Genomic DNA, 13,032 nt, shown 5'->3' with positions numbered 1-13,032 from the left:
GCCCCTTTCCTTCATCCAACCGAAAGAGCTTCATTCGTGACCCCCACGCCCCGCCTCATTGCTTTCGACCTCGACGACACGCTGGCACCGTCGAAGTCTCCGCTCGAGCCCGAGATGGCCGAGCACCTGATCCGCCTGCTCGATCAGGTCGAGGTATGTGTCATTTCCGGAGGGCAGATCGGACAGTTCCGTTCCCAGGTGATCGATCGATTGGGCGAGGCAACGGATGCACAGCTCGAACGACTCCACCTCATGCCGACGTGCGGGACCCAGTACTTCCGTTTCACCCATGGCGAGTGGACGCAGGTCTATGCACAGAACCTCTCCGAGGAGGAGCGGCAGCGCGCACTCGCAGTCGTGGAGGCGAAGGCCAAGGCGCTTGGGTATTGGGAGTCCGAGACTTGGGGGCCGATCCTCGAGGATCGCGGATCCCAAGTGACCTTCTCCGCGCTCGGCCAAGCGGCGCCGGTGGCTGCGAAGACTGCTTGGGATCCGACCGGCGAGAAGAAGAATGCCCTCCGTGACGCTGTGCAGGCTGAGCTACTCGACTTGGAGGTGAGGTCCGGGGGGTCGACCTCGATCGACATCACCCGACGCGGCATCGACAAGGCGTACGGAATGAAGCGACTCGCGGAGGTCGCCGACCTCGCACTCGACGACATGTTGTTCATCGGAGACCGCCTCGACGAGAACGGGAACGACTATCCGGTGAAAGCTCTGGGGGTCGCCTGCATCGAGGTCCGCGGATGGGAGCACACGATCGTGATCCTCGACGACCTGCTCCACGACCTGAATGTCGGTGTGCTCGAGCGCACCCGCAGCGCCTGACGGGGTCCGAGCGGACGCGGATCCTCAGCCATCGCACGTGCGCTCGCGAGTGCGTCTCGTGTCCACCCGCTCGGAGACTGGGATTCTGTCTGGCTAACATGAGCGGGTGAGTGAAACTCCCACCTTCGGGCGCGAGTACTACCAGGCGAATGGTCAACTTGGAGACCGTCCTGCGCTTCGGTGGTACGGCGCGCTCGCCCGGAGATATCTCGGAAACGGACCACTTCTCGATGTCGGGTGTGGCACGGGATTCCTGCTGCGGCGGCTTTCCAATCAGTCCCTGGCCGACGGTCTGGAGCCGTCCCGGTTCTCCGCGGGGATCGCGCGGGAAACGTCACCCTTCAGCACCGTGTATACGGACCCGAACGACCTGGACCGCAATACATACGCTCGCGTGACGATCATCCACGTCGTCGAACATATCGACGACGCGCCGCTGCGGGAATTGCTCAAGGCGGTTCGGTCGAGCACGACAGCGAATGCCAGGTGGCTGATTGTCACGCCGGATCTTGGAGGAGCCGCACGTAAGCTTCACCAGGCGCGCTGGAACGCGTACACGGATGCCACGCATGTCAACCTGAAGACGCACGCGCAATGGAAGGTCTTCTTCGAAGGGGAAGGATTCGACATCGTGCGCGAATCCAGCGACGGACTCTGGAACAATCCCTACTCAAGACTTCCATGGGTGTTGGACCGCCTATGGTACTCGTTGCCGATGGCCGCTCAATTCCTCTCGGGCCGGATGTTGCTCCGGCCCGGATCGGGGGAATCCGCCGTGTTCGTGCTCACCGCGCGCCAGCCCTAACTCCAGTCCGGCCCGCCGAGCGGGGGATGATCCCGTCGCTCGAAGCTCGGCGCCGGCGGACGCCCCGCCGCGAGGGCATCCCGCCAACTCATGTCCCTGGCAGACTTGACCGCACAGACGACGARGAGCAGCCAGCCGCCCTCGCCGAGGGCGAAGCTCTCGGCGAAGCTCGTCACCGCGATGACGACGAGCATGAGGGCGGGCCACACGTACACGACGCTCCTGCGGGTCGAGGCGAGGAGCCAGGCGCGCACGAGGGCCACGCCGACCAGTCCGACGAAGAGCAGCAGGCCGATCACGCCGACCTGGAAGTACACGTCGACATACGCGCTGAGCGCCGATCCGTGCGGGCGGCCCGTCGCGAGCTCGATCCACGAGTACGGTGCGGTCTCCCTCCAGGAGCCCACCCACCCCCAACCCTGGAGCGGGTTGAGGCTGAGGTATCGGGAGAGCTCGCGCCAGACGTCGAGCCGGACGTCGAATTCGGCCCGCGCGTCGAGCAGCTCGATGATCCGGATCCTGAGGATCCACGCCGTGACGAGCGCCGCGATCCCGGCGACGAGCAGGGCGATCTGCCAGCGCCAGCGGGTCGCCGGCGCCGCGCGTCGCAGCCCGTAGAGCGCCGCCGTAGCCACGCCGGCCGCACCGAGCGCGATCCAGGTGGTGGGAGACCCGGCGAACACGATGCAGAAGGCGGCGAGCACGATCGACGCGACGGCCTTGCCCCGCGTGATGATCTTCGTGCGCCATTCGACGACGAAGGTGAGCAGCGCGATGAGTGCGACGAAGCCGAGCAGGTTCCGGGATCCGAAGAGGCCCTGGATCGGTCCGAGGCGGGCGAGGTCGCCCTGGATCCCGAGGATGCGGATGGGCACGTCGAGCAGGATGCCGGACAGCACCTCCAACCCGATCGACACGGCGAGGAGCATCCGCATGACGTCGCCGAACGCCCGCACGATCTGGATGGTGTCGCGCATGAGCGCCACGTACACCCCGAGGAAGGCGAAGGCGATGAGGTAGGCCACGCGCAGCGCGGTCGCCGCAGGCGCGTTGGCGCCGGGCCCGCTCCAGAGCACGGATGCCGCACACCACCCGACGAACACGAGGATCGTGATGGGGAGGATGCCGTACCACTCGACGGCGCGCCAGCGGGCGACGAGCGACAGGGCGCAGAGCGCGAGCAGGCCGCCGAGCGCGGCGAGGAGACCCGGCCAGCCGATGAGACTGCGCACGGCGTGCGTGGTGAAGGCGAAGCCGACGACGAGCAGGGTGAGGGCTTGGGCGAACCTGGCGGAACCGGCGAACTCCCGCAGGGCGCGCGCGAGATGCGCACCGCCGGCGGCATCCGTCATCGAGCCACCTCGGGCGGCGGCATCCGGGAGGCGCGGACGGGCGGGGGAGCGGCGGGGATCGGCTCGGGGTCCCACTGCCGCTGCTTCGTCGACCAGGCGATCGCGATGAGGAGCACCCAGCCGCCCTCGATGAGGAGCCGGCTCTCCGCGAGGCTCTGGCCGATGAGCGCGACGAGCAGGAGGAGGGGCACGAAGGACGCCGCGGTGTGGGGGAGGAGTCGTCCGGTCTCGTCGCGCGGTCGATCCACCGCCAGGAACCACGAACGCCACAGTGCACCGATCACGATCGAGGCGAAGGCGATCACCCCGACGATGCCGAGTTGCAGCCACACGTCGAGCCACGCATTGTGCGCCTGCAGGTACTCGACGCCGTTGCGCACCGCCAGCCCGTCGAACGGCTCCACCCACGGCACCCAGTAGCCGACCCAGCCCCAGCCGAACCAAGGTCGCTGCGCGGCAAGGCCGATCACCGCGTTCCAGATGTCGAAGCGGCCGGTGAGGTCCTCGCTCTTGCCGAACAGCTCGAGCAGCGCGTTCCAGAAGACCACGAGCAGGCCGACGGATGCCACGAGCGCGCCGGCCGCGGCCCAGTACACCCCTCTGCGACGATCGGGTCCCACCCGCCGAGCCCACACAGCGAAACCGAGCGCCGCGAGCACGAGGACGGCCACGAGGATGACCGTCGCCGAGCGGGTGAGGAGCAGGACGCCCCCCGACACGACCAGCCACCCGATGCCCTGCGCCCGCCGGATGCTGCCTGCGGCCAGCAGGGCGCCGAACACGATCAGCCCGAGCAGCGCGACCATGCCGAGGATGTTGCGACTCGCGACGATGCCTTCGATGGGACCGCCGTCGAACAGCAGTCCACGCGACCAGTAGAAGGCCATGGGCAGCTTGCCCGCGTCGGGGTCGAAGTCGGGGAAGTTCGGCAGCACGGGCTCGCGCACGAAGATCGCGACCCAGAGCTCGAACACGATCGACAGCCCGAGGACCCACTTGATGGCGCCCCCGAGTGCCCGGACGAAGCGGTCCCAGGTGAGGCAGAGCACCAGGGCGACGGCCACCAGCGTGGTCACGAGGGTGATCGTGACGCCGAGCGCGCTGGCGCCTGGGTAGTACGACCACGCGATCGACAGCACCGCGATGAGGAGGAACGCGATGGTCGACTTCGGCACGCGCCGCCAGCGCCAGCTCGGGCGCTCGCCGACGAGGAGGGCGATCGCGCCGCCGATGACCACGAGCGCGACCGCGGCGAAGCCCCACCAGCCGAGCAGGTTGCGCCAGAACTGGCCGGCGAGCACCGTGAAGAGGGCGAACGTCGCGTACGCGCCGATGAGGGTGCGACGTCGGCCGGTGGTCATGGGTCCAAGGCTATCGCGCGGGGCATTGCGAGCAGATGACGGATGCCGCGTGCCGAACGCGGGCTCGCGGCATCCGTCATCGCGGCATCGCGGATCAGACGAACGCGGCCGTGCCCGTGATCGCGCGGCCGACGATGAGGGTGTTCATCTCGCGGGTGCCCTCGTAGGAGTAGAGCGCCTCGGCGTCGGCGAAGAAGCGGGCGACGTCGTACTCGAGCACGATGCCGTTGCCGCCCACGGCCTCACGGGCCCAGGCGACCGTCTCGCGCATGCGCGCCGTCGTATACGCCTTCGCGAGCGCCGAGTGCTCGTCGCGCTGCTCGCCGCGGTCCAGCATCTCCGAGACGCGCACGACCATGCCGAGCGACGCCGTGATGTTGCCGAGGCACTTCACGAGGAGGTCCTGGATGAGCTGGTGGGAGCCGATGGTCCTGCCGAACTGCACCCGCTCGCCCGCGTACTTCACGGCGGCCTCGTAGGCGCCGACCGCCGTGCCGACGGCGGCCCAGGCCACCTCGGCGCGGGTGAGCCGGAGCACCTTCGCGGTGTCGCGGAAGGAGTTGGCGTTCTGCAGGCGGAGCGACTCGGGCACCACGACGTGGTCGAGCGTGATGTCCGCGTTCTGCACGGCGCGGAGGCTGACCTTGCCCTCGATCTTCGTCGCGGTGTAGCCCGGCGTGTCGGTGGGAACGATGAAGCCCTTGACCTGCCCGTCCTCGACGTCCTTCGCCCAGATCACGGTGATGTCGGAGAAGGTGGCGTTGCCGATCCAGCGCTTCGATCCGTTCAGGATCCACGAGTCGCCGTCGCGTGTCGCGGTCGTGCGGAGCCCCTGCGCGGAGTCGGAGCCCGAGAGCGGCTCGGTGAGCCCGAACGCGCCGATGACCTCGCCGCTCGCGAGCTTCGGGATCCACTGCGCGCGCTGCCCGGGGGAGCCGCACACGCTGATCGAGCCGGTGGCGAGGCCGTTCTGCACACCCGCGAAGGTCGCGACCGACGGGTCGACGCGGGCGAGCTCCATCGCGACGAAGCCGCGGAAGACCGCGGAGTTCTCGAAGGGCCGGGTCTCCTCCCAGCTGAAGGAGAACGCACCGAGCTCGGCGAGTGGCTTCACGACCTGCATGGGGAACTCGGCGCGATCCCAGTAGTCCGCGACGATCGGTCGCACGTCGGAATCGAGCCAGGCTCGGAGCCTGGCGATCGCCTCCTTCTCCTGGTCACTGAGAAGGGACTCGTACGAGTAGAAGTCGCTCGCGAGCGGCTCGAACGTCATGACTGCTCCAATGCACAATGCGTCGTGGGTGGCCCGTCGAGCCTAGGACCGGGCCGGCGGCGCCCGAAGCCGTTGGTAGTTTGGAGCCAAACTCCGCGAAGGGACCACCGAGCATGTTTGTGACGATCGCCAACACTCCGCGCGACTACGCCTGGGGGTCGACGAGCGCGATCGCCGATTTCCGGGGCGTGGCCCCGTCGGGCGCGCCCGAGGCGGAGCTCTGGCTGGGCGCGCACGCGGGCTCACCGGCGGTCGTCGTGGACGAGGCATCCGTGGGCCACGCCGACCTCGCCGAGTGGATCGCCGCCGCACCCGAGCAGGCCCTCGGTGCCCGGCTCGCCCGGCACGGCGCGCGACTGCCCTTCCTCCTGAAGCTGCTCGCCGCGGCGGAGCCGCTGTCGCTGCAGGCCCACCCGACGCCCGAGCAGGCCCGCGCGGGCTTCGCGCGCGAGGAGGCCGACGGCGTGCCGGTCTCGGCCTACGACCGCAACTACCGCGACGAGTTCCACAAGCCCGAGCTCATCGTCGCGGTGAGCGAGACGTTCGACGCGCTCTCGGGGTTCCGTCCGCTCGACGAGGTGGCCGGGATCCTGCAGACGCTCCGGGCGGCGGATGCCGCGGACGCCGCGCCCGATCCGGGCGCACTCGACCTGCTCGCCGCGCACCTGGGTTCGGAGGAGCCGCTCCGCGACACCGTCGAGTGGCTGCTCCGCGACGGACGCGGCGGCGACACGGGGGAGGCCGCGTGGATCACCGAGCGGGTGACGGCGCTCGCGGCATCCGACACCGCCCGCCGGTCGCCGTACGCACTCTCGTTCGAGACCGTCGGCACCCTCGCCGAGGTGTACCCGGGCGACCCCGGCATCGTCATCTCGCTGCTGCTCAACCGCGTGCGACTCCGTCGGGGCGAGTCGCTGTACCTCGCGGCGGGCAACATCCACGCGTACCTCGCGGGCCTCGGCATCGAGCTCATGGCCGCGAGCGACAACGTGCTGCGCGGCGGCCTCACGCCGAAGCACATCGACGTGACCGAGCTGCTCGAGGTGCTCGACTTCACCCCGATCGCCCCGCCGCGCCTCGAGCCCGAGCCGGTCGCGCCGGGCGTCGTCGCGTTCCGTCCCGACGTCCCCGACTTCGTGCTCTACCGGGCCGAACCGGTGTCGATCTCGGGCACTGCGGCGCTCGACGCAGGTGCCGGCGACCAGGCAGCGGATGCCGCGCGCGTGCCGCTCGACGGTCCGGCGATCGTGCTGGCCGAAGACGGTTCGCTCCGTCTCCGGGGGCGGCTGGGGGAGTCACGGCTCGCCCGTGGCGAGGCGGTCTACGTCACGCCCGACGAGGGCGCGGTCGAGATCACCGGCGACGGGATCGCCTGGGTGGCGACGACCGGCGCGCCCGAGGCATCCGCCGGCTGATCGATGGCGGCCGCCGACGCCGGCTGCTCGACGGCGACCGGCCGACGCCGCCTGAGCGACGGCGTGCCGTGCGTCCTCGTCAGCTGGCGGCGGCCACCTCGCGGTCGCTCGCCTCKCGCACCCCGAAGAGCCGCCGGTACTGCGTCGGCGTGGTCTGCAGCACCTTCAGGAAGTGGTGCCGCATCACCGCGGCCGCGCCGAAGCCGGTCTCGCGGGCGATCTCCTCGAGGGTGAGCGAGGTCTCCTCGAGCAGTTGCTGGGCCCGGAGGAGGCGCTGGCGGTTCAGCCAGGCGTTCGGCGTCGTGCCGGTCTCCGCGCGGAAGCGGCGGGCGAAGGTGCGGGGCGACATCAGTGCCTTGCGCGCCAGCAGGTCGACGGTGAGCTCGTGGTCGAGGTGCTCGAGCATCCACTCGGTGACCTTCGCGAACGAGTCGCTGTGGCACTCGGGCACCGGGGTCTGGATGAACTGCGACTGGCCGCCGTCGCGCTGCGGGGGGACCACCATGCGGCGGGCGACCACGTTCGCGGCGCTCGCCCCGAGCTCCGTGCGCACGATGTGCAGGGCGGCGTCGATGCCCGCGGCGGTGCCGGCACCCGTGACCACCTTGCCGTCCTGCACGAAGAGCACGTCGGGGTCGACCTCGGTCTGCGGGAAGAGCTCGGCCATCTTGTCGGTGTACATCCAGTGCGTGGTGGCCCGGCGCCCGTCGAGCACGCCGGCGTAGCCGAGCGTGAACGCACCCGAGCAGACCGAGAGCACCCAGGCTCCGCGGTCGACGGCGTCGCGGATGACGTCGAGCACGCGCTCGTCGGCCGGCGAGCCGACCAGGGACGCGGGCACGGCGACGAGGTCGGCCTCGTACGCGAAGTCGAGGCCCTCCTTCACGACGACGTCGAAGCCGAGCTTGGTCGTGATGGGGCCGGGGTCGGCGGCCACGACGTGGAAGTCGAAGATCGGCCCCCCGTGTTCCCGGCGATCGATGCCGAAGACCTCGCAGATCACCCCGAACTCGAACGGCGCCATCTGGGGGAGCGCGATGCAGGCGATGGTCTTGAGCACGTGGTCCTCCGGTTGGCAGGAAAAAGTCGTTGTGTGGCCACTCTGCCACTATCGGCAGGATGTCGCAAGGAGTACATTTTCTGCCATGACCACTCTCGTGTTCCTCATCATCGCGGGCCTCGCCGTCTGGGGCGTGCTCGCCACCGTGCTCCGCCTCGAGGGCGACGGCTACGGGCGTCCCGAGATCCGCAACCGCACCCGCCACGCCGAGAACCTGCCCACCCGCACCGTCTGACCGCTGGGCGCGCGCTGCGCCGGCCGCTCCTGGCCCGCGCAGCGCGACCCGCCTCGGCTCGACGCCGCCCGCCCCGTTACGATCGTGGGAGCGCGCGGACCTCCCGCACGCGGGAGGCGGGAACATGAGCTGGCTGGTCACCGGAGGCGCCGGATACATCGGCGCGCACGTCGTTCGGGCGTTCGCCGAGCAGGGCATCGACACGGTCGTGGTGGACGACCTCTCGTCGGGCCGGCACGGATTCCTCCCGCAGGGCGCGGCGTTCGTGCACGGCACGATCCTCGACGGACCGCAGCTCGAGGCCACGATCAAGCGCTACGACGTGCGGGGCGTGGTGCACCTCGCCGGATTCAAGTACGCGGGCGTCTCCGTGAAGCGGCCCCTGCACACGTACCAGCAGAACGTCACCGGCACCGCGACCCTCCTCGCGGCGATGGAGGCCAGCGCGGTCGAGAAGATCGTCTTCTCCTCGAGCGCCGCCGTCTACGGCACCCCCGACGTCGACCTCGTCACCGAGGACACCCCGAAGCGTCCCGAGTCGCCCTACGGCGAGTCCAAGCTCATCGGCGAATGGCTCCTGGCCGACCAGGCCCGCGCGACCGGGCTCGCGCACACGAGCCTGCGCTACTTCAACGTGGTCGGCTCCGGCACGTCCGAGGTCTTCGACGCGAGCCCCCACAATCTCTTCCCCCTCGTGTTCGACGCGCTGCTCGACGGGCGAACGCCCCGCATCAACGGCGACGACTACCCGACGCCCGACGGCACCTGCGTGCGCGACTACATCCACGTGGCGGACCTCGCGGCCGCCCACGTCGTCGCCGCCAAGCGGCTCGACGCCGGCGAGCCGATCGAGCAGGTGTACAACCTCGGCTCGGGCGACGGCGTGTCCGTCGGCGAGATCATGCGGGCCGTCGCCGAGGTCACCGGCATCGACTTCACGCCCGAGATCGCCCCGCGGCGCGAAGGCGACCCCGCTCGGATCGTGGCCTCGGGCGACCTCGCGGCCCGCGACCTCGACTGGCGGATGCGGCATTCGCTCACCCAGATGGTCGAGAGCGCGTGGGAGGCCCGCCGCGCGGCATCCGACGCCTGATCCCGACGAGTGACCCGCCGCGGCCGGCGGCCACGGGCGCTCGACCCTGAAGTGCAGCCGCCAAGATAACGTCTCCGGAACGGCCTCGGCGTGTCGCGCGCGGGTTGAAGCCTCGACGGCCGGTTGAGGGTTTACGATCCGCGACTTGACTCACGCGAATTACACCGGTGTAATTGGTCAAGACACACCCTCTGGGTGGTCGGTACAACTGGGTGGGAGACGATATGGGCAATCCTGAATATCGTTCTGGAGTACCTGACGATTGGTTCGTCGATCCGGTGAGGCTGGGCGTGCCGGGGGTTCGGCAGGGCACTGGCGACGACAATCCGCTGGCATGGCAGAGCGACGCACTGTGTGCGCAAACCGATCCGGAGGCGTTCTTCCCTGAGAAGGGCGGCTCCACACGCGACGCGAAGAAGATCTGCACCGGCTGCGAAGTGCGCGGGGAGTGCCTCGAGTACGCCCTGTCGAACGACGAGCGGTTCGGCATCTGGGGCGGGCTCTCCGAGCGCGAGCGCCGCAAGCTCCGCAAGCGCGCGGTCTGAGCCCGGGTCCGATGCGACGCTGACGTCGCATCGGACCGGGGCGACCACGCGACCGGACGGCCTGATCCGCGCGGCTCGGCATGGGGCGGCGATTCGTGGCACGCCCGCCTCGGTTGCGGATGCCGCGGCAGGCGCCGCCTAGGCTGTCCCCGATGTTCCCCAGAGTCACCGCCGTCCTCGTCGTTCGTCACGGCGGCGACCGCCTCGCGCAGACCCTCGACGCGATCCGCGCCCAGGCGCGCACACCCGACTCCCTCGTCGTCGTCCTGTCCCAGGCCGGTGCGGAGGCGCGAGCGCAGGCCGCGGCGGCGGGCGCGTCGCATGTGGTCGAGCTCCAGGAGCCGCTCTCGTTCGGCGAGGCGATCCGGGCGGGCGAGCGGGTGCTCGAGACCCCCACCTCCGATGCCGATGCGCTCTGGCTGCTTCCCGACGACGCCGCGCCCGAGCCCGAAGCGCTGGCGGCACTCGTCGCGACGCTCGAGACGGGCAAGTCCGTCGCCCTCGCCGGCCCGAAGCTGATGGGCTGGGACGAACCCGATCGCATCACGTCGCTCGGCCGGACGATCACCCAGCTGGGCCGGAGCGTGCCCATCGTCGCCGACGAACTCGACCAGGGCCAGCACGATGGGCTGAGCGACGTGCTCGGGCTCGATCCCGCCGGCCTCCTCGTGCGGCACACGGTCTGGCAGGCGCTCAGCGGATTCGACCCGGCGCTGCCATCGGCCGACTATGCGCTCGACCTCGGCGTGCGCGCGCGGCTGTCCGGCCACCGGGTCGCCGCCGTCCCGGCCGCGAGGGTGCGCTTCGGCGGCTCCGGCGTCGCCGGTCTGCCGCTCGACGGGCGAGCGCGAACCCGGCGACGGAACACCCGCATCGCCCGAGCCGCCCAGCTGCATCGACGACTCGTGTACGCGCCGGCGCCGGCGGTGCCCCTGCACTGGCTGACCTTCCTGCCCCTGGCGCTCCTCCGTTCCGTGCGGCTGCTCCTCGTCAAGCAGCCGGGCGCGATCCCCGGCGAGTTCGGCGCCGCGATCGCCACCATGTTCTCCGGCATGCGCGTGTCCCGCGCGCGCCGGGTGCTCAAGTCCTCGCGAAGCGCCAAGTGGTCGGCGATCGCACCGCTGCGCATGCAGCCCGACGAGCTCCGCCGACGCCGTCAGGCGGCCACCGAGGAGCGCCGCAATCGCGCCAGGGGTCGCTCTCAGGAGCTCCAGTTCATCGGCACGGGGGGTGGATGGGTGCTGCTCGCGACGGCTGCGGCATCCGTAGGCCTCTTCTCGTGGCTCATCGGCTCGGGCGGCGTGGGCGGCGGCGGGCTGCTGCCCCTGTCGGGCGTGTCCGGCCTGTGGCAGAACGCCGCCTACGGGTGGCGCGACGTCAACACCGGCTTCGTGGGGGCGGCGGATCCGTTCAACGGTGCGCTCGCCGTGCTCGGGACCCTGTCGTTCTGGTCGCCGTCGTTCGCCATGGTGCTGCTGTGGCTCGTCGCGCTCCCCGCAGCGGCGATCGGCGCGTGGTTCGCCGCCTCACGACTCACCGAGCGCGGGTCGCTACGCGCGGTCGCGGCGCTCGCCTGGGCCTCCGCACCGCCGTTCCTGTCGGCGCTGGCGGACGGACGACCGGGGCCGGTGCTCGCCCACGTCCTGCTCGGCTGGCTCGCGTTCGCCGTCTTCGGCGCCGCCACCTCGTGGGCCGCGGCGGCGACGGCCTCGTTGCTCTTCGCGGCCGTCATCGCGGCCGCCCCCAGCCTCGCACCCGCACTCGTCGTCGGATGGATCGTCGTCCTCGCCGTCAGCGGCCGTGCCGCCGTGCGCCTGGTCGGACTTCCCATCCCGGCGCTGGCGCTCGCCCTGCCCCTGATCGTCGAGCAGGTCCGCCTCGGCACGGCGTTCGGTCTGGTCGCCGATCCCGGCCCGCCCGTCGATGGATCGATCCCGACCGCCGGGCAGCTCGCACTCGGGTGGCCTGCCGGGGGATGGGGCGGGTGGGGCGAGCTCGTCGAGTCGTTCACGTCGCTCGAACCGTGGATGGTCGCGGGCGCGCTCGTCGCGCCGCTCGTGATCGCCGCGCTCTGCTCGGTCTTCGCCCCCGGATGGCGTCGCGGGGTGCTCGCGCTCGGCACGGTGCTGCTCGGCTACGCGACGGCCGTCGCGGCGTCGCACCTGTCGGTGGCGGCCGTCGGTGCCGAGTCGGTTCCGGTGTGGGCGGGAGCCGGCATGAGCCTCGCATGGCTCGGCCTCGTGCTCGCGGCGGTCGCCGCGCTCGACGCGCTCCGCCGCGGTGCCGGCGCCGTCGGGTGGGTCGTGGCCGCGTTCAGCCTCGCGGCGGTGCTTCCGCTCTCGTACGCGATCGCCGTCGACGTCGTGCCGCTCGCGCCCGCGACCGAGCGAGCCCTGCCGGCGTACGTCGTGGCCCAGGCCGAGAACGATCCCAGGGTGACGACGCTGCTCATGCAGCCGCAGGCCGACGGCGGCATGCGCTCCACGCTGGAACGGGGCATCGGCCCCACCCTCGATGACCAGTCGACCCTCGCGCAGACCAGGACGGACCCGACCGCCGACCAGGAGCAGCTCGCCGAGGTCGCGGGGAACCTCGCCTCCCGCAGCGGCTCCGATCCCGAAGCGGCGATGCGCGAGTTCGGCGCCTCCTTCGTGCTGCTGGCCCCGGCTCCAGGCGACGGCCGCGAGGCGATCCAGACGGAGACCCGGGCCCGCGTCGCACTCGACGCGAACGCCGCGCTCGTCCCCGTCGGCGAGACGGAGTACGGCACGCTCTGGCGATTCGCCGGAGCCGAGGCGGATGCCGCGGCGGCGCGCATCCCGGCTGACGCGGGGGGCTGGCCGGCCGGCCTCATCACCGCGGTGCAGCTCATCGTCATCGGCGGCACCCTCCTGCTCTCCATCCCGACGGGTGCCRGTCGCGAGGCGGATCGGCGGCCGGTGCGTCGTCGTCCGGCCCGGCGCCGACCCCCGAAGACCGGCGCTGCGGTGACCACCGTGGGCCGGTGCGTCGTCGTCCGGCCCGGCGCCGACCCCCGAAGACCGGCGCTGCGGTGACCACCGTGG

At 71.0% G+C, this 13,032-nt stretch carries 11 protein-coding genes; 7 read left to right on the top strand and 4 right to left on the bottom strand.

The features are described 5' to 3' along the window. Window positions 1-36: 36 nt before the first annotated feature. Both AC1DY2_RS00305 and AC1DY2_RS00300 read left to right on the top strand, forming a co-directional pair. Window positions 37-828 carry an HAD-IIB family hydrolase gene (locus AC1DY2_RS00305; protein ID WP_476760584.1) on the top strand — a complete coding sequence of 264 codons (792 nt, stop codon included), beginning with the start codon at window positions 37-39 and terminating at the stop codon, window positions 826-828. Window positions 829-934: 106 nt separating this feature from the next. After that, window positions 935-1,633 (top strand): methyltransferase domain-containing protein, encoded by a 699-nt coding sequence (locus tag AC1DY2_RS00300; RefSeq protein ID WP_476760583.1) that lies wholly within the window; start codon window positions 935-937, stop codon window positions 1,631-1,633. Here the strand turns inward: AC1DY2_RS00300 and AC1DY2_RS00295 are convergent. The 3 genes from AC1DY2_RS00295 to AC1DY2_RS00285 all read right to left on the bottom strand — a co-directional run bounded on the left by AC1DY2_RS00295 (window position 1,630) and on the right by AC1DY2_RS00285 (window position 5,619). Further along, window positions 1,630-2,985: an O-antigen ligase family protein gene (locus tag AC1DY2_RS00295; RefSeq protein WP_476760582.1), complete on the bottom strand. Its 1,356-nt coding sequence runs from the start codon at window positions 2,983-2,985 to the stop codon at window positions 1,630-1,632. The two genes, AC1DY2_RS00300 and AC1DY2_RS00295, sit on opposite strands and share 4 nt — an antisense overlap. Further along, window positions 2,982-4,346 carry an O-antigen ligase family protein gene (locus AC1DY2_RS00290; protein WP_476760581.1) on the bottom strand — a complete coding sequence of 455 codons (1,365 nt, stop codon included), beginning with the start codon at window positions 4,344-4,346 and terminating at the stop codon, window positions 2,982-2,984. The genes AC1DY2_RS00295 and AC1DY2_RS00290 overlap by 4 nt, the downstream gene beginning before the upstream one ends. 94 nt (window positions 4,347-4,440) lie before the next feature. Then, window positions 4,441-5,619, bottom strand: a complete 1,179-nt coding sequence (locus tag AC1DY2_RS00285) for an acyl-CoA dehydrogenase family protein (RefSeq protein ID WP_476760580.1) — start codon at window positions 5,617-5,619, stop codon at window positions 4,441-4,443. Window positions 5,620-5,732: 113 nt separating this feature from the next. Between AC1DY2_RS00285 and manA the strand changes: the two genes are divergently transcribed. After that, a complete protein-coding gene (gene manA / locus AC1DY2_RS00280; RefSeq protein ID WP_476760579.1) occupies window positions 5,733-7,034 on the top strand; it encodes a mannose-6-phosphate isomerase, class I in 1,302 nt (433 codons plus the stop codon). A gap of 79 nt (window positions 7,035-7,113) precedes the next feature. Here manA and AC1DY2_RS00275 read toward each other — a convergent pair whose 3' ends face one another. Continuing rightward, window positions 7,114-8,094 (bottom strand): GlxA family transcriptional regulator, encoded by a 981-nt coding sequence (locus tag AC1DY2_RS00275; protein ID WP_309973184.1) that lies wholly within the window; start codon window positions 8,092-8,094, stop codon window positions 7,114-7,116. An 85-nt stretch (window positions 8,095-8,179) separates the two neighbouring features. Here AC1DY2_RS00275 and AC1DY2_RS00270 point away from each other — a divergent pair, with 85 nt between their 5' ends. The 4 genes from AC1DY2_RS00270 (at window position 8,180) to AC1DY2_RS00255 (ending at window position 13,023) form a co-directional block, all read left to right on the top strand. After that, entirely contained in the window at window positions 8,180-8,329 is a 150-nt protein-coding gene (locus AC1DY2_RS00270; protein ID WP_309973182.1) for a hypothetical protein, read from the top strand. Window positions 8,330-8,453: 124 nt separating this feature from the next. Continuing rightward, the gene (gene galE / locus AC1DY2_RS00265) at window positions 8,454-9,422 is read left to right on the top strand and encodes a UDP-glucose 4-epimerase GalE (protein ID WP_476760578.1); all 969 of its coding nucleotides are present in this window, start codon (window positions 8,454-8,456) and stop codon (window positions 9,420-9,422) included. Between the two features lie 224 nt (window positions 9,423-9,646). Further along, a complete protein-coding gene (locus tag AC1DY2_RS00260; protein ID WP_159606096.1) occupies window positions 9,647-9,967 on the top strand; it encodes a WhiB family transcriptional regulator in 321 nt (106 codons plus the stop codon). Between the two features lie 152 nt (window positions 9,968-10,119). After that, window positions 10,120-13,023 carry a glycosyltransferase family 2 protein gene (locus AC1DY2_RS00255; protein ID WP_476760577.1) on the top strand — a complete coding sequence of 968 codons (2,904 nt, stop codon included), beginning with the start codon at window positions 10,120-10,122 and terminating at the stop codon, window positions 13,021-13,023. Window positions 13,024-13,032 lie beyond the last annotated feature (9 nt).

The sequence above is a fragment of the Agromyces sp. P1_H4 genome, assembly GCF_056405255.1.
Note: the sequence above shows the minus strand (reverse complement) of the source record. Positions and strands in the feature narration are given on the sequence as shown.